We start from the raw sequence: 21,360 nt of genomic DNA, 5'->3' as shown, positions 1-21,360 counted from the left end.
AAATGAAACGCTACTTCTGAGGAAGCCCACAATCTGGGGGCTATTTTCCTTTTCTCCCGCAGAATGGCTAACATTACCGCTTCATTTACCTCGCGTTAACCCACATGCTCTTAACCCTGTTTGCTACCCTTAGCACCCTGCTGTCCCCGGCGCCGGCACCCGACTGGCGCACCCCTTTTGAGAAAAGCAACCGCAACCAGACCGCCACTTACCAGGAGTGCATTGATTATTACCAGCGCCTAGACGAGGCCTATCCCGAGATCAAGATGACACCCGTGGGCATGACCGATGTAGGCAAACCCTTGCACACCGTGGTCATCTCCACCGACGGCGACTTCGACCCGCAATCCATCCACCGGAAGGGTAAGACGGTGCTACTGGTGCAAAACGGCATCCACCCGGGTGAGCCTGAGGGCATTGATGCCACCATGATGTTGGCCCGTGACCTGGTGCAGAACAAGAAACTGCGCGCGCAACTGGACAACACGGTGTTGGTGATCATCCCCATTTACAACGTGGGCGGCGCCCTGAACCGCAACAGCCATTCCCGCACAAACCAGAACGGACCCGAGAGCTACGGTTTTAGGGGCAATTCCCGCAACCTGGACCTGAACCGCGATTTCATCAAGGAAGACTCCAAAAACGCCAGGACCTTCGCCACCATTTTCCGGACCTGGGACCCTGAGGTGTTCGTGGACAACCACACCAGCAACGGCGCCGATTACCAGTACACCATGACGCTCATCCCCACGCAGCACAACAAACTGGGCGGCGCTTTGGGCACGCTTTTGAAAAAACAGATGATTCCGGCGCTCTATAAAGGCATGGAGAAACGCAAATGGCCGCTGGTGCCTTACGTTAATTCCCGCGGCGAGACGCCCGAGACCGGCATCTTTGGCTTCGCCGACCTGCCCCGCTACGCCAGCGGCTACACCACCCTTTTCCAGACCCTGGGTTTCATCCCCGAGACGCACATGCTCAAGGCCTTTGACAAGCGCGTGGCCTCTACCTATGACCTCATGTTGGAGTTCCTTGATTACACCGCCAAAAACGGAAAGGCTATCCAAACTGCCCGCCAGCAGGACCGCGCCGCTTTGCTTACCCAACAGCAGTTTGTCTTGAACTGGGAACCCGATACCAACCAGGTAGAAACCATCAACTTCAAAGGCTTTGAGGCCAAATACAAAGCCAGCGAAGTCTCCGGTCTGGAGCGCCTGTACTATGACCGTAAGGCGCCGTTCACCCGCCCCGTGAAGTTCTTTGACACGTTCAAGCCCACACTCACCGTTACAAAACCCGTAGCCTATATTATTCCCCAGGCCTGGACCGAGGTGGTTGAGCGCTTGCAGCAGAACCAGGTGGCACTCAAGCGCCTGAGCAAAGACACCGTCCTCACCCCGGAAACCTACTACATCACCGACTACAAAACCGGGCAGCGCCCCTACGAGGGCCACTACCTGCACACCGATGTGCAGGTGCGTAAAATCCAGCAGCCCATCCAGTACTTCGCCGGCGACTACTTAGTGTACCTGAACCAGGTGAGCAACCGTTTCCTGGTGGAGACCCTGGAGCCGCAAGCCCCGGACTCTTATTTTGCCTGGAATTTCTTTGACTCCATGCTGGGCCAGAAAGAGCATTTCTCAGCCTACGTGTTCGAGGATCTTGCCGCGGACTACCTCCGGAAAGACCCCAAACTGAAAGCCGCCCTGGAAGAGGCCAAAGCCAAAGACCCGTCGCTGGCCAAAAGTGCACAGGCCCAACTTAACTTCGTGTACCGCAACACCCCGCACTACGAGAACACCCACATGCGCTACCCGGTTGCCCGCTGGACAGGCGGGGCATTGCCGGTGCAATAGTCCTTTGTTTTAAGCCGATTTTTGTAGAAGAGCCCTAAAACCCTGAATGGTTTTAGGGTTCTTTTTTTGCCCTTACTTATTCCCCTTCTGTCATCTTGGAAAGATCTTGGTGACAAACTAGAAAGATAAAGAACAGCCACTATTACGGTTCGCACACAAGATCCTTTCAGGATGACAAATATGGGAGATGATTAAAGGTGGTGAATTCCAGGCTTTGGCTTACCTCTTACTTCAAATGAAAAAGCCTCTTTCCACCACAGAAAGAGGCTTTTTCATTTCCGCTGAAAAATATTTCTCCTTAAATGATACTTTATTACGAAATTTTCGTAAAATTACGAAACAGTCGTAAATAATGCAGCTATGGAGAAACTGACACAACAGGAGGAGGACGCCATGCAGGTGATCTGGGAAACGGAGGGCGGATTTATCAAGGACTTCCTGGACAAACTTGCGGAGCCCAAACCGCCTTACACCACCCTAGCCTCTACGGTGAAGAACCTGGAGAAGAAAGGCTTCGTGCAGGCCGAGAAACTGGGCAATACTTACCGCTACGCGCCGCTCATCAAAGCCGAGGAATACAAGAAGAAGTTCATGAAGGGCTTCGTGGGCAACTACTTCCAGAACTCCTACAAAGAGCTGGTGGCGTTCTTCGTGAAGGAGAAACAGCTCAGCCCGCAGGAACTGAAAGAGATCATGGACATGATTGAGAACCAAAAGTCTGAATGATATGCCAGCACTTCTCCTCTATCTTCTGCAAGTGAACGTGGGCCTGGCCTTGTTCTACGCCACTTACCGGCTGGTGTTGCGGCAAACCACGTTCCATCAACTCAATAGGCTGTTTTTGCTGACAGGCCTTGTGGTTCCCGCCTTGCTCCCGCTGATTGACTTGACCCGGTTTTTCAAAAAGGAACAACAGATCTACCAGACCCTCCAGAGCTTCTCAAAAACCTGGCAAATGCCGCAAACCCTGGCAACGGAAAGGCCTGGTTTTGATTTCTGGCTTGTTCCGGTGGGGCTCTTCTGGTTGGGGGTGGGCGTGATGGCCGTGCGGCTGGTGGTGCAGATGGCGTCGTTGTACAACATCCACCGGAAATCTGGATATGCTACGTACGGGGGCATCCGTTACCGGCAGATTGAGACTGACCTGGCGCCGTTTTCCTTCGGGAAGGCCATTTACTTCAACCCCGGTCAGCACCCGCCCAAAGACTGGCTGCCCATTCTGGAGCATGAGCATACCCACGTGCGGCAGTGGCATACGCTGGATATCCTGCTCATGGAGCTCACCACGCTTTTCAACTGGTTTAACCCCGTGGTGTGGCTCCTGGGCCAGGACCTGAAACAGAACCTAGAGTTCCTCACTGATCACCAGACCCTGCAAGCCGGCATTGACCGCAAACAATACCAGTTCTCGCTCCTGCAAACCACGGGTGCGGCCCCGCTTTCCTTTACCTCCTCTTTCAGTTATCCATCTTTAAAACACCGAATCATGATGATGAACAAAACCCCTTCTGGCAAAGCCCAGAAATTCCGTTTCGTGGCGGTTGTTCCCTTGCTGCTCTCGGGGCTGCTCGCCTGCCATGGCATTGCGGGTTCCAGCGCCGAGCTGGGAGAAATGCTTCCGCAGGAGCAAGTATCCATTGGCCAGGAGCCGCAGGACCAGTATGGCACCTTTATGGAACGCAACCCCATGGTGAAGGACCTGAGGTGGAGCAATGAAACAGTCTTTGTGAACCTTAAATCGGGGAAAACAGAGCAGTACGCCAACACCCCTGAGGGTATTGCCGCCCTGGAGAAAAAATACGGCACCCTCCCTGCTCCGCCGCCACCCCCTCCGGTACCGGCAGATCCGGCAGCGCCTCCCTTGGCCCCGGATGCGGCTCTAGCCCCGCCCCCTCCGCCACCGCCTTTCAACGTAGACGTCACGAAGGATTTCAGACAGCGGAACCCCAAGGTTCAAGGGTTGAGCATCAGCGACGAAAGCATTTACGTGGTGGACAAGTCTGGCGAAGTAGAGAGCTTTGACAACACCCCATCAGGAAGAGCTGCCTTTGAGAAAAAATACGGCAAACTACCGCCTCCTCCGCCACCGGTCCAAACCAAAAGAGACAAGTAGCCGGTCGCTTCCCTGAACTCCTGTCTGTTTCAGCGGCAGTTTCAGGAAAACAGGTTTAAAACAGAAAGCCCCCCTATAGCTGGTGGGCTTTCTGTTTTAAACACCCCCTCCTTCACGCAATTCTGACAAATCCTTCTAGCTTTGTGCATCAACCTTTTGAACCAAGACCGATTTGGCAGACATTTTAGATATTCAGGGACTGAGCAAGCGCTACGGCGCGGTGCAGGCCCTGGACCAATTGACCATTAAAGTACCCGAGGGCAGCATCTACGGATTGCTGGGACCCAACGGCAGCGGGAAAACCACCACCCTGGGCATTGTGCTGGACGTGATAAATGCCAGCGCCGGGACTTACCAGTGGTTCGGGCAGCCCGCCTCTCAAAGCACCAAACGCCGCATAGGCGCCCTGCTGGAAACCCCCAATTTCTACCCTTACCTTACCGGCGAAGAAAACCTGCGCATCACCGCCGATGTGAAACGCGTGGACCACGCCCGCATTCCGGGGGTGCTGCAGACCGTAGGCCTGGCCCAACGCCGGGGAGACAAGTTCAAGGGCTACTCGCTGGGCATGAAACAGCGCCTGGCCATCGGGGCCGCGCTTTTGGGTGACCCCGAGGTGCTGGTGCTGGATGAGCCCACGAACGGCCTGGACCCTGAAGGCATTGCCGAGGTGCGCCAACTTATCATTGACATCGCGGCGCAGGGCAAAACCATTATCCTGGCCAGTCACCTGCTGGACGAGGTGGAGAAAGTCTGCACCCACATGGCGGTGCTGCGCAGCGGCAAGCTCAAAGCCCAAGGGCCCGTTTCTTCTATCATGGCGGCCAATGACCTGGTGTTCATCAGCGGCGGTGCCTCGCTGGACCAATTGCTGCAGATAGCCCGCACCTTGCCCTTCGTGACCGATGCCCGCCCCGTAAACCAGCAACTGCAACTATCACTTCAACCGGAGACCGACAGTTCTGAGCTGAACCGCGCCTTCTTCTCCCAGGGTATTGCGCTGGGCCAGTTGGTGGTGCGCAAGAAAAGCCTGGAAAGCCAGTTCCTGGAAATCATCAAAGCCGATTCTGTATGACCTCTCTTTTAAGAATAGAACTCCGTAAACTGCTGCCTTACTCCACCTTCTGGGTACTGTTGGTATTGCAGTGCTTTCTGCTTTTCGTCTTCTTCTACGCCCGGGGCAACGTGATGGTGAACGGGCAGATGGCCGGTGCCGAACTCTACCAATTTCCCAAGCTGTGGATGCACCTGGCCTATGTGTCCAGTTTCCTCAACCTCATTCCCGGCATTCTCATCATCATCCTTGTCTCTGACGAATACGCTTTCCGCACGTTGCGACAACAGGTGATTGACGGTTTCTCGCGCGCCAACCTGGTGCAGGCTAAGTACAGCGTCATTCTTTTGCTCGCGGCCCTGCTCGCGGTATATGTGGTCTTTTTGGGCCTCGGATTTGGGCTATTCTACGGAAACAACACCGGAAACGAAACCTCCATGTTCACCAACGTGCAGGCTATTTTCTATTACCTGGTGCAACTGGTGGGTTACATGTCTCTGGCTATGTTCATAGCGTTTCTGGTCAGGAAAACCGGTCTGGCCATTATGCTGTTCATGGCTTACACGCTGGTGGTGGAAAGGCTGATCCAGTGGAAAACCCCGGACGGGATAGACCAATACTTTCCCATGAAATCTCTGGGCGCGCTTACGCCTAACCCCCACGCCGAGGTGGAGCAACTGATTCTGGGCGCTTCCGAAGTCCTTACCCCCATGCAGGCCTTAATGCCGGTGGTGCTGTACGTGACGCTTTTCTGCTTCCTCTCCTACCAACTACTCCGCTCCCGCGATCTGTAAAGCCGTTTCAGGCCTATTTTCAGGATAATACCTTTAAAGCAGAACGCCCCGCTAACTTAGGTTAACGGGGCGTTCTGTTGTTTATGGGTGGTTATGTTTTACCAAAGCGCTTATTGGTCTACGGCAGTGGTTTTTACCTCAGGCTGGGAAATGGCACCCAGGTAGCTCACAATCTTGGCTAGATCAGGCAGGCTGGTGTACTTGAGTTTGTTCTGCTTCACGTACTGCTTCATCTGGCTGTTTTTCTTGCCGTAGATCACTTCCAGGTCTTTCTTCACGTTGCGGAGCTCTTTCACCTTGCCGCTGGGCATCAGGATGAAAAAATTATCCAGGCGCTGGTCTACGTACATGGGGCCACCCATAGGGTACCTTCCGTAGCCTCCGTAAGGATAATAGCCTCCTCTGTACATGGCGTCACGGCTCACATCACGGCGGGTCATGGTTTCACGCTTAAGTAGGCCATAGTTCCCAATCACGATCTGCTCAAAGAAAGCCGGGGCCAGGAAATCACTGTAGTCATTGCCCAGGTTCCAGCGTTGGGTTACAAACACCCGGCGGTAACGGCCGTCATTGTCCACAGCCTCAAACCCCCGCACCGCGATGGGTGAGTACGCCACCACTGAGCCGTCCGGCTTGTTCACCCTGATCATGTCTTCTGACCGGTGATACGTGATTTTCCCGCTGATAGAATCCCCGTTGGCCAAATACACCCTGCCGGTTGGCCACTCATCCACCAAACCGGTGGATTGCGCCATCGCGTTGGCTGCCCACAGGAAAACTATTACCAAAAGCCCACACGCTTTTCTTACCATCATCTTCATTTCTTTATACTTCTCCAAATAAAATGATATACGCTTCTTTAAAAAATATACTTTGAAAAACTGAGAAGGTTGTCTTATTCCCAGTACTTTATAACGCAAATGCAGGTATTTTCTTGTATGGCTTAGATTGGGCACTAAAGCCTTAATTTGCTCTGGTTCTTCTGCTTGGCCCTGTGTTCAATTAAATATACTTAAAAAGGGAAACATTAGAAACCTTGTGTTCTTTAAAAGCAAAAAGGCGGAAGAAAATCCCCCGCCTTTTTGCTTCTTTTACTTTTTCAAGATTAAGTGACCCAGCTTATCCCGTTTAGTAGTGAGGTACCGCTGGTTATGTTCATTGGGTGCAATCTCAATGGGCACCTGCTCCACAATTTGCAGTCCGTAGCCTATGAGGCCGGTCCGTTTCCGGGGGTTGTTGGAGAGGAGCCGCATTTTGGTTACCCCCAAGTCCCGCAGGATCTGGGCGCCCACGCCGTAGTCCCGCTCATCAGTCCCAAAACCCAGTTGCAGGTTGGCCTCTACGGTGTCCAGGCCTTGCTCCTGTAGCTTGTAGGCTTTTAGTTTGTTCAGGAGCCCGATGCCGCGGCCTTCCTGGTTCATGTACACAATCACGCCTTTGCCTTCGCGCTCAATGATCTGCATGGCTTTGTGCAGCTGCGGACCGCAATCGCAGCGGCAAGACCCGAAGATATCGCCGGTGACGCAGGAAGAGTGCACCCGCACCAAAATAGGCTCGTCTTCTTCCCAGCTGCCTTTTACCAGGGCCAGGTGTTTGGCGTTATTGCTGCGCTGAGTGTAGGCATACAGGTCAAAATCGCCCCAGTCAGTAGGCAGCTCCACGGCGATCTCGCGGTCAATGAGGCTCTCTTTCTGCAGGCGGTACTTGATGAGGTCTTTGATAGAGATCAGCTTGAGGTTGAAACGCTCGGCTACTTTCTCCAGATCGGGCATGCGGGCCATGGTACCGTCTTCGTTCATGATCTCCACCAGCACTCCTGCGGGCGACAGGCCCGCCAGTTTGGCCAGGTCCACAGCTGCCTCGGTATGGCCGGCTCTCCTGATCACGCCTTCCTTGCGGGCGCGCAACGGGAATATATGCCCGGGTTTGCCCAAAGAGGCCGGATCGGTTTTGGGGTCGGCGAGCGCCAGGATAGTCTTGGCTCTGTCAGAGGCCGAGATACCCGTGGTACAGCCGTGGCCCAGCAAATCAACGGATACGGTGAAAGGGGTGGCGTGCAGGGCGGTGTTGCGGCCCACCATCAGTTCCAGGCCCAGTTCATCGCAGCGTTCCTCGGTGAGGGGGGCGCAGATGAGGCCGCGGCCGTGGGTAGCCATAAAGTTGACAATCTCGGGAGTTATTTTCTCCGCGGCGCAGATAAAGTCGCCTTCGTTCTCGCGGTCGTCATCATCTACCACAATCACTACTTTCCCGGCTTTTATATCTTCTATTGCGTCTTCTATTCTATCTAACATGGTGTTTTCTTCTACTATGCGGCAAGCGATAAAGTTCGGCTGCGCCCGCCTTCATGCGCGCAAAGATAGCGGATTTTGACGGGTTTGTGCGTTCATGCAGCGGCAAGGCACTAACGCTTGTTATACCTGCTATAGATGAAACAATTACGTGCGGGGTTTGGTGACAAAGAACCGGAAATTTCTAGAGGAAACTGGCCCTTCTCCGGAAGCGAAGGATAAATGAAAGGCTCAGCTGTAAAAGGTAATAAACAGAAAGAAGCGGAAGGCGTTCAGGCATTCAATTCAGCAAGCCAAATGGTTTTGAGGTTGATTTCTGAAAAACAGCCCCAAAACCGCTTTACCATTGTTGACTGGAAATGACCCAAGAACGCAATGTTACCCGTTTTTGTAGAAGAGTCGGGTGAAGTTCTGGATCTGGGCATGGGAACCCAGCAGAATCAACACATCGCCGGCCTGGAGACAGGTTTCGGCATCGGGGCTTACCAGGAACTCGTTGCCGTTGCGGTTAAGCCCGATGAGGGTGGCGCCGGAGCGGTTGCGGATGTCCAGTTCCTGGATGGAAAGGCCGCGCAGGTCCTGGTGAAGCTGGTCAAGGTGCACTTCTTCCAGGTGCATTTTTTTGGTCCCGGTGCCGTTCAAAAGGTCCAGAAAGTGGATGACCTCGGGTTGGGTGATGAGGCTGGCCATGTAGCTGCCGCCAATCTCGTCTGGCATGACCACGTAATCGGCCCCGGCCCTGATGAGTTTCTGCTGGGTGGTTTTCTCTGAGGCGCGGGCCACAATCTGCAGGTTTGGGTTCAGGCCCCGGGCGGTGAGCGCCACAAAGACGTTGTCAGAATCGGTGGGCAGGGTGGAGATGAGCGCTTTGGCCTGCCGCACGCCCGCCCGCTCCAGCAACTCATCCTCGGTGGCGTTGCCGTTGAGGAAGTTCACCTTCTCATCGCCCCGGCCATGGTGGCCTTTCAGAAGCTCTGGGTCTTTCTCAATGACCACTATCTGCTCGCCGCAGGACAGTAGGTCGCGGGTGGCTTTGGAGCCATTCCGGCCGTAGCCGCAGACAATGACGTGGCCGGAGAAGCGCTTTATTTCCCGTTCGTTCATATAGTTTTTCCAGAGGGCCTTTAGTTCGCCTTCAAACAGATACGTGGTAATCACCGATACCGTGTAGGCGATGATGCAGACGTTGAGCAGCAGGTAAAAGGCCGTGAACAGGCGTCCTTTTTCAGAAAGCGGCTGTACCTCCTGAAACCCCGTGGTAGTGACCGTAATCACCGTCATGTAGAAGGCCTCTCCCAGGGAGTAACCTTCCAGGAGGTGGTACACGCAGACGCCCAACACCAGACTGGCCATGATCAGCCCGAAGGCCAACATGAACCGGTACAGTCTCAGGCGCCGCCAGTTCATCTGCTTACCACTATGCCTAGTAAATCTGCAATCTGTTTCTCAAATTCCTTCAGGGCCTTGATGGTGCGCAGGGTTTTGTCCAGTTCCTGGGCATCGGTGAGGCGGGGCAGGCTGTCCATCTGTTCCTTGATCATGAGCTGCACGTTGCGCCACTTAAGCCGCAGCACTTCGCGCTCAGAGCCGTAGGAAACTAGGTCGCTCTCGTGCGGCACAATAATCTCGTGCACGGCCCAGCCTTTGCTCAGCTCGTACTTCTCGCTGAGCAGGTCCACCACCTCCGTGCGGATCTCTTTTTCCTCGTGCTGCATGAACTCAGAGGCGGTGGGCAGAAACCCTTGCTCCAGTTTGAGGCGGCACAGATCAAACAGCTTTTTATAAATAGGGGTCTTAAACTCAATGTCTTCCAGCTCGCCCAGCATGAACTGGCTCGCGGTAAGGCCCTCCTCCACTTCCTTGTCGGCGTAATTGAGGATGAACCGGATCACTTCGCGCTCACGGGTGCGCAGCAAATCGTTCTGGCCGGTTTCCTGCTGGTCTTCCTCCTCGTACATGGCGGCCTCCGCGGCAGCGGCGGCTTCGGCTTCAGCGGCCATCTCCTCAAAGGAACCGGGCGCGTAGGAAGCCGGGGCGGAACTGTAAGAAGAGGACTGCGATTGTTGCGTCCGGGAGTTCTTTTGCTCCGTTAAGGCGATTTTGTTGTACTCAGAGATAAGCACCTGCTCGTCTATCCCGAACAGAATGCTACACTGCTTTAAAAACACCGAGCGCTTGATCGCATCTGGGATCTTGGCGATGGAGACCACCATCTCCCGGATGGCATCTGCTTTCTTGACCGGGTTGTCCTTGGCTTCCTGGGCGTAGAGCTCAGACTTGAAGGAGATAAAATCCTGGCTGTGTTTGGTCAGGTGCTCCTTGAAAGCGGTGTCCCCTACCTTCCGGATATAGGAGTCCGGGTCATCGCCGTCGGGAAACAAGACCACGTTCACGTTCAGGCCGCCTTCCAGAATGAGGTCGATTCCTCGTAAAGAGGCTTTAATCCCCGCGGGGTCACCGTCATACAAAACGGTGATGTTCTTGGTGTACCGCCCGATGAGCTTGATCTGGTTCTCGGTCAGCGATGTTCCCGAGGAGGCCACTACGTTCTCAATACCGCCCTGGTGCAGCGAGAGCACATCCAGGTAACCTTCCACCAGGTAACAGTTATCTTCCTGCCGGATGGCCTGCTTAGCCTGGTACATGCCGTAAAGCACATCACTTTTGTGGTAGATAGGCGACTCCGGTGAGTTGACGTATTTGGGTGATTTCTTGTCGTTGGTCTTAAGCGTACGCGCGCCAAACCCGATGGTGCGGCCCGAGACGTTGTGGATGGGGAACATCACCCGCCCCCGGAAACGGTCATACTGCTTGCCTTCCTCCTGCTTGACGATGGTGAGGCCGGTTTCTTCCAGGTATTTCAGCTGGTAGCCTTTTTCCAGGGCCGCCTTGGTGAAATCGTCCCAGGAATCTAGGCTGTAGCCCAGCTCAAACTTCTGGATGGTAGCCGCCGAGAGGCCCCGTTGCTTGAAGTACGGCGCGCCTATGCTCTGTCCCTCGTCGTGCTTGTGGAGGGCGTTTACGTAGTATTTTTTCGCAAAGTCAGATAGAATGTAGAGGCTGTCACGCTCGTTCTGGGCCTGTACTGCCGCCGGGCTCTGGTCTTCCTCAATGTCAATGCTGTACTTCTTGGCCAGGTACTTGAGCGCCTCCACGTAGCTGGTTCCCTCAATGTCCATGATAAACTGCACCGAGTTACCGGCCTTTCCGCAACCGAAGCACTTGTAGATACCTTTGTTAGGCGCTACGCTGAAGGAGGGGGACTTTTCATGGTGGAACGGGCAGCAAGCCCACATGTTCTGGCCCTTCTTCTTCAAACTCACAAAATCCCCCACTACCTCCACTATGTCGGCTTGCAGGATGATCTGGTCAACAACTTCTTTCTTTATCAGGGCCATGGGTACTCAGGAAAATTAGGCGGTAGACAAAGATACAGATTTTGGGGTTGGTTTCAGATGGTAAGCACTTCCAGATTGAGGCTGCAGTAGACGATTTCAGCCAGGGATAATAAAAACGCCAACCTAAAAGGCTGGCGTTAGTCTACTTCTGTTTCAGGGCTGATTTTAGGAATACAGCCCTAAACAGTCCTTCTATGAAAAAGCGTTTACTTATTGGGGGAGAGAGCAATACTCTGGGGACACGAAAAACAGGCGGGCGTTCTGGTACCGGGAGTGAAAAACCAACTGGTTCCCGTTATTGCTTAGGCGGGACAGGTTCACCTCTTCCAGCGCGCTCAGGTAGAGCTCTTCCAAGGCCATTTGCTCTGGGGTACCGCCTACCTTGGTGGTGCCCACTTGGCGTACCTCCAGCACTTGGTCCAGCGGATCATCTGAGGGCACAATGGGAGCACCCGTGATGTTGTACCGCCCGAAATACTGGTTCACCAGCATATCGCCGTTCAGATCATAGGCAAAGGGCTCGTTGGCCTGCTGGTAGGTTGAGACATTGGTGAGATGTAACCGGATGTTCTGGCCTTCTACCCGGGTGACGCCACCGCCTTCCTGCGGCAGTTCTATGTACTGCAAAACATAGGAGCCAAAGAGATCTTTGTCTTCAGGAACCGGATCATCTTTCTCCCAACAGCCGGTGAGCAGAACCAGCAACAGAGACACCGTCAGCAAAGGGAAAAGGTTTTTTAGGGGAGTTTGCATAGTGGTTAAATTTAGGACGATAGAATATAGAATATGGTGCAGTAAAATTGATTCCTGGCGACTGATTCATTACTTCAACTCATTAATGGCGGCTTCTACCTGGTCCAGGTAAGGGTGCAGGTAATCGGGGACCTGGTACCTGGTTTTGTCTATGAAGTAATACCGCCGTTGCCCATCTTTGCTGATCTCCAGGTAAATGCCGCCCCCGTCTGCAGCATCGGGCATACCAATGATGGTATCGTTTTCCAGAAGCAGCCGCGGCGGGAAATTGAAAGGCAAATCCCTTACCTTTTCATACAAGACCTCGCTCTTCCGCACGAAATTACCGTCATAAGGTCCATTCCTGTTGGGGTACTGGTCTTTGGTGTCTTCATAGAGCTGACCGCCCTGTATCTTGAAGATCTCCACACACTGCTCGCCGCCGCAAAAACCGTAAAAATGCCCGAACACCAGATAATCCGGCTCAAAGGGAGACTGGTCTTCTGGCTCGCAGCCCAGTAAGGTCATCAGTCCCAAACAGTAAAACAGTAACCGTTTCATAGATATCCGCTATAGGTTTTGACAGTTAATTGAAAGTGTAAATGAGGTACTTTACCTTGCCCCGTTTAAGTCATATTCTTTAAAAAGAAGCCCCAAACAGATCAATTGTTTTCCCGCACGAGGAGGCTCCTCTCACAAACACCAGTTTCTGGTTTTTCCCAGATACCCAAAGCGTGAGCACATCGTTCTTCACCTCAAACTTATCCACGTCCTGTAAGGTCTGGAGGTAATAGGCTTCAAATTGCTTAACAGGAGGTGCAGCCGCCACTTCAGTGTTTCCCAGGTTTACAAAGTCTATCTCGCCGGCCTGGTTGTAAAGCGCATCCTGTGATGCTTGGTAGTTCCCCTGATAAGAATTTACGGGCATCTCCCCGCTCATTTTGTAGCCCCACAACCGGTTAGATTCTGCGGGCTCCTCCTCTTTGGTGAAGACCAGGTCAGCGCACATGCTCAGGTCTGGGGCCGCATAATTGTTGTAGGCCATAGGCTCTACCTGTGACAGCATCCAGGAACCTTGCAAAGAAAGGGCAGGATCTTCAGAAGCGTCAGAACAGCCCAAAACCAGGATGGTACTCAAAAGAACCAGGGCGGATCTTACTTGCCGGAAATGGGGTTTACCTAAACGCATCATAGGGGAGTTTATAAGTTTTATTCTCAAACCCAGGATATGGCCTTTGTCTTCATGACCCCTCTCCGGCTTCAATGGTTGCACGGGCCTTTTCACAAATTCTCTTTTCGGCCTTACTTTTAGGAAACCGGCCTTAAAACGGCTTCTGGTAGCTTGTTAAACAGATAGTGTGTATCTTTGTATAAGCGATTTTTTAGCGCTGTAGAACCTATGGCAATTACCCAAGAAGACGTATTAAAAGCCCTCAGCTATGTAGAGGAACCAGACCTGGGCAAGGATCTGGTGACCCTGAACATGATTGAGGACGTGCAAATAAACGGTCTGGACGTGGCCTTCACCGTGATCCTGACTACCCCGGCTTGTCCGCTCAAAGACCTGATCCGCAACGCCTGCATCAGAGCCATCCACACCATGGTGGACAAGGATGCGAACGTGACGGTGAACATGACCTCCCGCGTGACCTCGGCGCGGCAAGACAACCAGGCTTTGCTCAAAGGCGTGAAGAACATCATTGCCGTGGCATCCGGTAAAGGTGGCGTAGGCAAGTCTACGGTGACCTCAAACCTGGCCGTGGCGTTGGCCCAATCAGGCGCTAAAGTTGGTCTGGTGGATGCTGATATCTCCGGTCCATCGGTGCCTACCATGTTTGGGGTGGAAGATGCCCGTCCGGCGGTGTACCGCATGCCCGATGGCCGCAACCTTATTGAGCCTATTGAGAAGTACGGCATCAAGCTCATGTCCATCGGGTTTCTGGCCCCGGCCGAGAGCGCGGTGGTATGGCGCGGCCCAATGGCCAGCTCTGCCCTGAAGCAGTTCATCACCGAGGTAGACTGGGGCGAACTGGATTATTTGCTCATTGACCTGCCTCCGGGAACCAGCGACATTCACCTGACGTTGGTACAGACAGTACCGGTAACGGGTGCCATCATTGTGACTACCCCACAGAAAGTTGCCATTGCCGATGCTGTGAAAGGTTTGCAGATGTTCCGGCAGCCGCAGATCAACGTGCCAATCCTTGGATTGGTGGAAAACATGGCGTACTTCACCCCGGCTGAGCTTCCAGAGAATAAATATTATATCTTTGGGCAAGGCGGCGGCCGCGACCTGGCAGAACGCTACGGCGTTCCGTTCATCGGCGAGGTTCCGTTGGTGCAGAGCATCCGCGAGAGCGGTGACCAGGGCACGCCGCAGATCCTGCAGGAAGGCTCACCCGCCTCGCAGGCTTTTGAAGGCGTAGCGCAGGAAGTGGCCCGGCAGGTATCCGTGAGGAACGCCAGTCTGGGCAAAACCAAAGTAGTAGAAATTAAAGCGTAAGATAATGGCAGAGATCGCATTAAAAGAGATTTTAATCCAGCAGGTAGAGCTGGCCCTGGACTCCATTCGCCCGTACCTGAAAACAGACGGAGGCGATGTGAAAGTCCTGGACATCACGGAAGAACGGGTGGTGGTGCTGGAACTGATGGGTGCCTGCGGCTCCTGCCCTATGTCTGCCATGACCTTCAAGGGCGGCATTGAGCAAGCCATCATGCGCGCCGTGCCAGAGATCAAAGGCATCCAGGCCGTGAACCTCACCCCCATGGACGTTTAGGCAAACCGCTTTTACCAGATACAGGCCCGCCGGGTACAGATGTTTTTTGACGTCTGTACCCGGCGGGCTTTTTGTTTTGGGGCTATTGTGCGTAAACTGAGGCAAAAAGAGAAAGCCTCTTCCCTTTTCTCCCAGACTTTTTATCTTTGCCTGACCACCGTTCCCTACCACCATGCTAACCGCCAATGACCCCTCGCTGCACTCCTGGATTCAGATTGCCCCTAACAGTGATTTCCAGATTCAGAACCTGCCCTTCGGGATTTTTGAGGCACAGGACCGGGACCCCAGGGTAGGCGTGGCCATTGGCGAGTATGTACTGGACGTGTACGTGCTCACGCAGCACGGCCTTTTTGACATGCTGGACGTGGAAGACCCTACCGTGTTCCACCGGCCGTACCTCAATGACTTCATGGCGCTGGGCCGCACCATCTGGCGGCAGGTACGCGGCCGCATCTCAGAACTGCTCCGCAACGACAACCCCGAGATCAGGGACAACCGCGTCCTCATGGCCGAGTGCCTCCTGAAGCAGAAAGACGTGCAGATGCTCATGCCCGTGCGGGTGCCCAACTACACAGATTTCTACTCCAGCATGGAACACGCCACCAACGTGGGCTCCATGTTCCGGGACCCGGCCAACGCCCTGCTGCCCAACTGGAAACACCTGCCGGTGGGTTATCACGGCCGCGCATCTTCCATTGTGCCTTCCGGCGTGCCTATCAGAAGGCCCAAAGGACAGACCAAACCCGCCGATGCCGATTTTCCGGTCTTCGGGCCCACCAAACAGCTGGATTTTGAGTTAGAGGTAGCCTTTATCACGGGTCAGCCCACCGAGTTAGGCACTTCCCTCACCACCTTAGAGGCGGAGGAATATATTTTCGGGCTGGTTTTGTTCAATGACTGGTCGGCCAGAGACATTCAGGCTTGGGAATACGTGCCGCTGGGGCCATTTCTAGCCAAGAACTTCGCGTCTTCCATCTCGCCCTGGGTAGTGACCCTAGATGCGCTGGAGCCTTTCAGGGTAGCGGGACCGGTGCAGGAGCCCAGGGTACTGCCCTATCTGGAGTACAGCGGCCACAAGAACCTGGACATCAACCTGGAGGTAACCTTACAGGCACCCAGCCTGCCAGAAGAAACCGTGATCTGCCGGTCTAACTTCAAACACATGTACTGGAACATGAACCAGCAGCTGGCACACCACACCATCAATGGCTGCAACCTGGAAGTGGGCGACCTATACGCCTCCGGTACCATCAGCGGTCCTACCCCAGACTCCTACGGCTCCATGCTGGAACTGACCTGGCGCGGCACGCAACCCCTCCACCTGCCCAATGGCTCAGAACGCAAGTTCCTCCACGACGGCGACATCATCACCATGCGCGGCTACGCCGAGAAAAACGGCATCAGGGTAGGTTTCGGCGAAGTACGCACCCAGATTCTACCTGCTATTTAGATGAGGCACCCTCCTCCTGTCATCCTGAAAGGACCTTGTGAGCGAACGGCAATAAGGCATGTGCAGATGTAAAGTCAGAAACATCCAGGCATAAATCTTCATAAGCTCTGTTATGGCTGCTTGATGATCAACGCAATAAAGGCCGCTTTTCTAATTCGCCCACAAGATCCTTCCAGGATGACAAAAAGGGAAGCAATCTCCACATCTTCAAAACTCCTCATCTTCAAATCTCCAAATCTGCCTTGAGAACTTTTGACCCCAAAGAAATATCTACCGGTGAATTCCATAGTCTCATGCTGGGGGCTATTGCGCCGCGGCCTATTGCTTTTGCCAGCACGGTAGACAAAGAAGGGAACGTGAACCTGAGCCCTTTTAGCTTTTTCAACTGCTTTGGGTCTAATCCGCCGATTCTTATTTTCTCGCCCGCCCGCCGGGTACGGGACAACACCGGCAAACATACGCTGGACAATGTGCTGGAAACGGGCGAAGTGGTCATCAACATCGGGAATTACGCTATTGTAGAGCAGATGTCTTTGGCCAGCACAGAGTATGACAAGGGCGTGGATGAGTTCGTGAAGTCTGGCCTTACTCCCGTGGCCTCCACTATGGTAAAACCGCCCCGCGTAGCCGAGACTCCTGCCGCCTTTGAATGCAAAGTGCTGGAGGTAAAACCAATTGGAGATAAAGGCGGGGCTGCCAACCTGGTAATCTGCGAAGCCGTTCTCCTGCACGTACAAGAGGAAGTGATCGGCGCCGATGGCAAAACCATTGATCCATTCAAACTGGATGCCGTGGCTCGCCTGGGCGGCAACTGGTATCTCCGGGCGCAGGGAGATTGCCTGTTTGAGCTGCCCAAACCGTTGCAGAACCAGGGCATTGGCATAGACCAATTGCCCGTCCACATTCGGCAAAGCCCCGTACTCACCGGCAACAACCTCGCCCGGCTTGGCAACACCTCTTCCCTACCCACACAAGAAGAAGTACAAGCTTTCACCAAAGATCCCCTTTACGCTTACCTGCTCCACAAGCACCAAAACAACCCGCCAGAGGCAGAACGCCAAATCCATCTTTTAGCCCAACAGTTCCTGGAAGAAGGCCGGGTAACAGAAGCCTGGAAAGCACTTTTGACTCTTTCCTCAAAGGGAAACTCCTAATTCTGTTTTGCTGCTAATTATCCAAAAACAGGCTTAAAACGTCTTTAGCTCAAATCTTGCTGAACGCGGCATTGCAAGGATGAGAGAAATATTCATTGTAGAGACAAGGCACGCCTTGTCTCCACGGTATGAGGCAGACGGTATCTGATCAATGTAGGGGCCATCACTTGTGGTTGCCCTTTATCCGTGTCAAGAGTAGAGCGGTTCTTCCAGCGTCTTTGTCATCCCCCTACCCCCTTCAAAGGGGGACGGAATGCGTGTTTCGTTGTTGGGTTATTTCCAATAACCTATTTTGTGTTGGCAAACAAAAGGGCAACCACAAGGGATTGCCCCTACATTTTCTACATGTTAATACCATAAAAGCAAAAAGCTGTTTTAAGCACCTTTTCAAGAAAGGAGGCCTAAAACAGCTTTTCGGTTATAAATACCTGCGGCTAATTCAAGTACTGATGGACTAATTGCGCACGGCAATCATCAGGCTTAGTTCTTTGTAGCGCATGTTGAATTTCTTCGCGATGGAAGCGTTGGTGAGGCTGCCTTTGTAGATGTAGACGCCGCTACGGTAATGCTCGTGGGTGAAGAGGGCTTCATTTACGCCGCCGTATTTGGAGATCTCCAGGAACATGGGCGTGAAAATGTTGCTCAGGGCTTTGGTGGCGGTGCGGGGCACCCGGGACGGAATATTGGGTACGCAGTAATGGATCACGTCATACTTCCGGTATACCGGCCGCTTGTGGGTAGTCATCTCAGAGGTTTCAAAGCAGCCGCCTTCGTCAATGCTCACGTCAATGATCACGGAGCCAGGGTTCATCTTGGCTACCACATCCTCAGAGATCATGCAGGGCACCTGACCATCCTCGGCAATGGCGGCTCCAATGACTACATCGGCATCCTGGATTTCTTTGTGGAGGATGGTATGGTCCAAGGTGGAGGTGAACAGCTGGGTGCCTACGTTTTGTTTCAGGCGGCGCAGTTTATACAGATGATCGTCGAACACCTTTACCTCGGCACCCAGACCCAGGGCGGCGCGGGTGGCGTACTCGGCCACGGTTCCGGCCCCAATAATCACTACTTTGGAAGGCGGCACGCCGGTGATGCCGCCCAGAATCACGCCTTTGCCCTCATTGCTGCTGCTCAGGTACTCGGCTGCGATCAGCATGACGGTGCTGCCGGCAATCTCGCTCATGGCCCGCACCACGGGTTTGGTATCTGATTTGTCTTTGAGCAGCTCAAAAGAGATGGCGTTGATTTTCTTGCGGGCCAGCGCGTTGATGTATTCAGAGGTGAGAGAACCTATCTGCAGCGCCGAAATAAGAGTTTGGCCCGGTTTGAAGTAATCCATCTCTGCTAAGGTGGGCGGCGCGATCTTGAGCAGGATATCAGCTTCGTAGACTTCTTTGGTGGAGTACACGATGAGCCCGCCGGCCTCTGAGAACTCGTGGTCTGAGTATTTGGAGGGAGCGCCGGCCCCAGATTCAATCCATACCTCGTGGCCGTGGTCTGTCAGCTGCTTTACCGCCTCCGGGGTAAGCCCGATACGGTTTTCCTGTAAAGAAGACTCCTTGGGGATACCAATAAAAAGATTCCGCTTGCGGGTTTCTATCGCCAGCATGGACTCTTTGGGCATGAGACCACGGGCCGTAGCCTTGGTCAGGGCCTCAAACCCGGTCTTCTCCGTCATTTCCTCCATCATATACTCTCAAACTAATAATACGCGCCTCTTCGGCTTCTCCGGTTGCAATGGTTACCTCCACCCCCTCCTGGGGCAACAGGTCAGTTACCTTAGACGGCCACTCAATGAGGCATAGATGCCCGGAGCTGAAGTACTCCAGCGCCCCGATGTCCAATGCCTCGGCCTCGTTTTCGATCCTATAAAAATCAAAATGGTAAATGAGTTCCCCATCGGCTGCCTCGTACTCATTCACGAGGGAAAACGTGGGGCTGCTGACCGGCTCCCGGACTCCTTTCTGGGCGCATATCGCCTTGATAAAGGTGGTTTTACCGGCCGCCATGTCACCCTCAAACAAAATTATCTTTTTTTGTCCGATAAATGACAATAATTCGGCGGCGGCCCGGGGTAAATCCGCTTTTGTGAGAATATTAATAGTTTTCTGGCGCGCTGCTGGCTCAGGCATTTTTAGGAGAAAGCGTTATAAATGGAATGATGGTCTCCTCTAAAGACACCCCGCCGTGCTGGAAAGTGTCTTTGTAGTGGTTCACGTAGTAGTTGTAGTTGTTAGGGTAGGCAAAGAAGTCATCGTTCATAGCGAAGACGTAGGCCGTGGACACGTTGCTTTTGGGCAGGTGGAAACGCTCCGGCTTGCGGCATACCAGTACATCCTTCTCGGTGAAGCCCAGGTTCTTGCCGTGCTTGTAGCGCAGGTTGGTGTTGGTGTTGCGGTCGCCCACAATCTTGAACGGCTTTTTCACGCGCACGGTACCGTGGTCAGTAGTGATGATGAGGCGGCCTTTCTTATCGGCGATGGCTTTGAGCGTGTCAAACAGCGGCGAGTGCAGGAACCAGGACCGGGTGAGCGACCGGTAAGCGGCTTCATCTGCGGCCAGTTCCCTGATCATCTGCATATCGGTACGGGCGTGGGAGAGCATGTCCACGAAGTTGTAGACAATCACGTTGAGCTTGTTATTGTCCAGGTTGCTGAACTTTGACAGAAGTTCTTTCCCTGCTGTGTTGTTCGTGATTTTGTGGTAACTGAACTTGTCATTCACCTTATTCTGCTGGAACTGGATCTGCAGGAAATCCTCTTCGTGCAGGTTCTTGCCTTCCTCCTCATCGTCAGAAACCCACAGGTTGGGGTAACGCTTGGCGATATCAGCGGGCAGCATGCCGGAGAAGATGGCGTTACGGGCGTAGGCCGTGGTGGTAGGCAGAATAGAGTAATACATCTCCTCATGCTCCACGTTGAAATAATCAGTGATGATGGGCTCCAGCACCTTCCACTGGTCATAGCGCAGGTTGTCTATCAAGACAAAGTACACCGGGGTGTCGCTCTCCTTCATCATGGGGAACACGCGCTCCTTGAAGATGCGGTGGCTCATGAGCGGAATCTCATCGGTCTCATCGTTCACCCACTCCTCGTAGTTGTCCATGATGAACTTGGCGAAGTTGGTGTTGGCCTCGTCTTTCTGCATGTTGATGACCTCGGCCATACTTTTGCCCGCGGTATCTGCGATCTCCAGTTCCCAGTACACCAGTTTCTTGTAAACATCGGCCCACTCCTGGTAACTCAGGCGCTCACCAAAGGCCATCCCCAGCGTGCGGAAATCGCGCTGGTAGGAGCTATTGGTTCTTTCCTCCACCAGGCGGCGGTTGTCCAGGATCTTCTTCGCGGAAAGCAGGATCTGGTTGGGGTTGATAGGCTTGATGAGGTAATCGGCGATTTTAGACCCGATGGCCTCTTCCATGATGTGCTCTTCCTCGCTCTTGGTGATCATGACCACCGGCAGTGTGGGCCGCGCGGCTTTGATCTCACCCAGGGCCTCCAGACCACTCAGGCCAGGCATGTTCTCATCCAGAAAAACAAGGTCATAGGTTTGTTCCTGCACCTTCTCCACGGCATCGGCTCCGCTGTTCACGGGAGTAATGTCGTAACCTCTCTCCTGTAAGAAGAGAATATGGGGCTTGAGAAGGTCAATCTCGTCGTCCGCCCACAAAATAGTATATCTTTGCATGGCTAGTTATTGGTTTTCATAGCTTGTGTTTAGGCTTGCGCATCCAGCGGC

19 protein-coding genes are annotated in these 21,360 nt (G+C 53.6%); 9 read left to right on the top strand and 10 right to left on the bottom strand.

Going from position 1 to position 21,360, the window contains the following annotated elements; all coding sequences use genetic code 11:
• The first annotated feature begins 104 nt into the window (after window positions 1–104).
• The 5 genes from J3P35_RS07415 to J3P35_RS07395 all read left to right on the top strand — a co-directional run bounded on the left by J3P35_RS07415 (window position 105) and on the right by J3P35_RS07395 (window position 5,817).
• Window positions 105–1,856: a M14 family metallopeptidase gene (locus tag J3P35_RS07415; protein WP_210463690.1), complete on the top strand. Its 1,752-nt coding sequence runs from the start codon at window positions 105–107 to the stop codon at window positions 1,854–1,856.
• Window positions 1,857–2,216: 360 nt separating this feature from the next.
• Entirely contained in the window at window positions 2,217–2,582 is a 366-nt protein-coding gene (locus J3P35_RS07410; RefSeq protein ID WP_210463689.1) for a BlaI/MecI/CopY family transcriptional regulator, read from the top strand.
• A 1-nt stretch (window position 2,583) separates the two neighbouring features.
• Window positions 2,584–3,969 (top strand): M56 family metallopeptidase, encoded by a 1,386-nt coding sequence (locus J3P35_RS07405; RefSeq protein WP_210463688.1) that lies wholly within the window; start codon window positions 2,584–2,586, stop codon window positions 3,967–3,969.
• A 172-nt stretch (window positions 3,970–4,141) separates the two neighbouring features.
• The gene (locus J3P35_RS07400; RefSeq protein WP_210463687.1) at window positions 4,142–5,044 is read left to right on the top strand and encodes an ABC transporter ATP-binding protein; all 903 of its coding nucleotides are present in this window, start codon (window positions 4,142–4,144) and stop codon (window positions 5,042–5,044) included.
• On the top strand, window positions 5,041–5,817 hold the full coding sequence (locus tag J3P35_RS07395; RefSeq protein WP_210463686.1) for an ABC transporter permease: 777 nt from the start codon (window positions 5,041–5,043) through the stop codon (window positions 5,815–5,817). Before J3P35_RS07400 ends, J3P35_RS07395 begins: the two co-directional genes overlap by 4 nt.
• 110 nt (window positions 5,818–5,927) lie before the next feature.
• On the opposite strand, the gene J3P35_RS07390 is transcribed toward J3P35_RS07395, so the two are convergent.
• The 7 genes from J3P35_RS07390 to J3P35_RS07360 all read right to left on the bottom strand — a co-directional run bounded on the left by J3P35_RS07390 (window position 5,928) and on the right by J3P35_RS07360 (window position 13,430).
• Window positions 5,928–6,632 (bottom strand): hypothetical protein, encoded by a 705-nt coding sequence (locus J3P35_RS07390; RefSeq protein WP_210463685.1) that lies wholly within the window; start codon window positions 6,630–6,632, stop codon window positions 5,928–5,930.
• Between the two features lie 276 nt (window positions 6,633–6,908).
• Window positions 6,909–8,111, bottom strand: a complete 1,203-nt coding sequence (locus tag J3P35_RS07385) for a bifunctional 3,4-dihydroxy-2-butanone-4-phosphate synthase/GTP cyclohydrolase II (RefSeq protein ID WP_210463684.1) — start codon at window positions 8,109–8,111, stop codon at window positions 6,909–6,911.
• A 375-nt stretch (window positions 8,112–8,486) separates the two neighbouring features.
• On the bottom strand, window positions 8,487–9,515 hold the full coding sequence (locus J3P35_RS07380) for a potassium channel family protein (RefSeq protein ID WP_210463683.1): 1,029 nt from the start codon (window positions 9,513–9,515) through the stop codon (window positions 8,487–8,489).
• The gene (gene dnaG, locus J3P35_RS07375) at window positions 9,512–11,506 is read right to left on the bottom strand and encodes a DNA primase (protein WP_210463682.1); all 1,995 of its coding nucleotides are present in this window, start codon (window positions 11,504–11,506) and stop codon (window positions 9,512–9,514) included. Before dnaG ends, J3P35_RS07380 begins: the two co-directional genes overlap by 4 nt.
• Before the next feature lie 210 nt (window positions 11,507–11,716).
• Window positions 11,717–12,259, bottom strand: coding sequence for an META domain-containing protein (locus tag J3P35_RS07370; protein WP_210463681.1), 543 nt, complete (start codon window positions 12,257–12,259; stop codon window positions 11,717–11,719).
• A 69-nt stretch (window positions 12,260–12,328) separates the two neighbouring features.
• Entirely contained in the window at window positions 12,329–12,799 is a 471-nt protein-coding gene (locus tag J3P35_RS07365; RefSeq protein WP_210463680.1) for a hypothetical protein, read from the bottom strand.
• 79 nt (window positions 12,800–12,878) lie between these two features.
• Window positions 12,879–13,430, bottom strand: coding sequence for an META domain-containing protein (locus J3P35_RS07360; protein WP_210463679.1), 552 nt, complete (start codon window positions 13,428–13,430; stop codon window positions 12,879–12,881).
• 207 nt (window positions 13,431–13,637) lie between these two features.
• Here J3P35_RS07360 and J3P35_RS07355 point away from each other — a divergent pair, with 207 nt between their 5' ends.
• From J3P35_RS07355 to J3P35_RS07340, 4 genes are all read left to right on the top strand, one after another.
• Window positions 13,638–14,741 carry an Mrp/NBP35 family ATP-binding protein gene (locus J3P35_RS07355; RefSeq protein ID WP_210463678.1) on the top strand — a complete coding sequence of 368 codons (1,104 nt, stop codon included), beginning with the start codon at window positions 13,638–13,640 and terminating at the stop codon, window positions 14,739–14,741.
• Between the two features lie 4 nt (window positions 14,742–14,745).
• Complete coding sequence (locus J3P35_RS07350) at window positions 14,746–15,015, top strand: NifU family protein (protein ID WP_210463677.1); 270 nt, start codon at window positions 14,746–14,748, stop codon at window positions 15,013–15,015.
• 172 nt (window positions 15,016–15,187) lie between these two features.
• A complete protein-coding gene (gene fahA, locus J3P35_RS07345; RefSeq protein ID WP_210463676.1) occupies window positions 15,188–16,465 on the top strand; it encodes a fumarylacetoacetase in 1,278 nt (425 codons plus the stop codon).
• Window positions 16,466–16,707: 242 nt separating this feature from the next.
• A complete protein-coding gene (locus J3P35_RS07340) occupies window positions 16,708–17,619 on the top strand; it encodes a flavin reductase family protein (protein WP_246850016.1) in 912 nt (303 codons plus the stop codon).
• 454 nt (window positions 17,620–18,073) lie between these two features.
• Here J3P35_RS07340 and J3P35_RS07335 read toward each other — a convergent pair whose 3' ends face one another.
• Genes J3P35_RS07335 through porX form a run of 3 tightly spaced genes read right to left on the bottom strand, consistent with a single transcriptional unit; the run spans window position 18,074 to window position 21,309 of the window.
• On the bottom strand, window positions 18,074–19,300 hold the full coding sequence (locus tag J3P35_RS07335; RefSeq protein ID WP_210463675.1) for an alanine dehydrogenase: 1,227 nt from the start codon (window positions 19,298–19,300) through the stop codon (window positions 18,074–18,076).
• Window positions 19,278–19,754 carry a tRNA (adenosine(37)-N6)-threonylcarbamoyltransferase complex ATPase subunit type 1 TsaE gene (tsaE, locus tag J3P35_RS07330; RefSeq protein ID WP_210463674.1) on the bottom strand — a complete coding sequence of 159 codons (477 nt, stop codon included), beginning with the start codon at window positions 19,752–19,754 and terminating at the stop codon, window positions 19,278–19,280. The genes J3P35_RS07335 and tsaE overlap by 23 nt, the downstream gene beginning before the upstream one ends.
• Window positions 19,747–21,309, bottom strand: coding sequence for a T9SS response regulator signal transducer PorX (porX, locus tag J3P35_RS07325; protein WP_210463673.1), 1,563 nt, complete (start codon window positions 21,307–21,309; stop codon window positions 19,747–19,749). Before porX ends, tsaE begins: the two co-directional genes overlap by 8 nt.
• Window positions 21,310–21,360: the final 51 nt, after the last annotated feature.

Source organism: Rufibacter roseolus, from assembly GCF_017916365.1.
Classification (GTDB): Bacteria; Bacteroidota; Bacteroidia; order Cytophagales; family Hymenobacteraceae; genus Nibribacter; species Nibribacter roseolus.
This window is presented reverse-complemented; position numbering and strand designations above follow the sequence as displayed.

Coding starts and splice junctions, on each gene's coding strand:
- dnaG (WP_210463682.1), bottom strand. CDS start 11,506: ATGGCCCTGATAAAGAAAGAAGTTGTTGACCAGATCATCCTGCAAGCC.
- J3P35_RS07350 (WP_210463677.1), top strand. CDS start 14,746: ATGGCAGAGATCGCATTAAAAGAGATTTTAATCCAGCAGGTAGAGCTG.
- J3P35_RS07410 (WP_210463689.1), top strand. CDS start 2,217: ATGGAGAAACTGACACAACAGGAGGAGGACGCCATGCAGGTGATCTGG.
- J3P35_RS07415 (WP_210463690.1), top strand. CDS start 105: ATGCTCTTAACCCTGTTTGCTACCCTTAGCACCCTGCTGTCCCCGGCG.
- J3P35_RS07370 (WP_210463681.1), bottom strand. CDS start 12,259: ATGCAAACTCCCCTAAAAAACCTTTTCCCTTTGCTGACGGTGTCTCTG.
- J3P35_RS07360 (WP_210463679.1), bottom strand. CDS start 13,430: ATGATGCGTTTAGGTAAACCCCATTTCCGGCAAGTAAGATCCGCCCTG.
- J3P35_RS07405 (WP_210463688.1), top strand. CDS start 2,584: ATGCCAGCACTTCTCCTCTATCTTCTGCAAGTGAACGTGGGCCTGGCC.
- fahA (WP_210463676.1), top strand. CDS start 15,188: ATGCTAACCGCCAATGACCCCTCGCTGCACTCCTGGATTCAGATTGCC.
- J3P35_RS07390 (WP_210463685.1), bottom strand. CDS start 6,632: ATGATGGTAAGAAAAGCGTGTGGGCTTTTGGTAATAGTTTTCCTGTGG.
- J3P35_RS07385 (WP_210463684.1), bottom strand. CDS start 8,111: ATGTTAGATAGAATAGAAGACGCAATAGAAGATATAAAAGCCGGGAAA.
- J3P35_RS07365 (WP_210463680.1), bottom strand. CDS start 12,799: ATGAAACGGTTACTGTTTTACTGTTTGGGACTGATGACCTTACTGGGC.
- J3P35_RS07355 (WP_210463678.1), top strand. CDS start 13,638: ATGGCAATTACCCAAGAAGACGTATTAAAAGCCCTCAGCTATGTAGAG.
- J3P35_RS07335 (WP_210463675.1), bottom strand. CDS start 19,300: ATGACGGAGAAGACCGGGTTTGAGGCCCTGACCAAGGCTACGGCCCGT.
- J3P35_RS07395 (WP_210463686.1), top strand. CDS start 5,041: ATGACCTCTCTTTTAAGAATAGAACTCCGTAAACTGCTGCCTTACTCC.
- porX (WP_210463673.1), bottom strand. CDS start 21,309: ATGCAAAGATATACTATTTTGTGGGCGGACGACGAGATTGACCTTCTC.
- tsaE (WP_210463674.1), bottom strand. CDS start 19,754: ATGCCTGAGCCAGCAGCGCGCCAGAAAACTATTAATATTCTCACAAAA.
- J3P35_RS07380 (WP_210463683.1), bottom strand. CDS start 9,515: ATGAACTGGCGGCGCCTGAGACTGTACCGGTTCATGTTGGCCTTCGGG.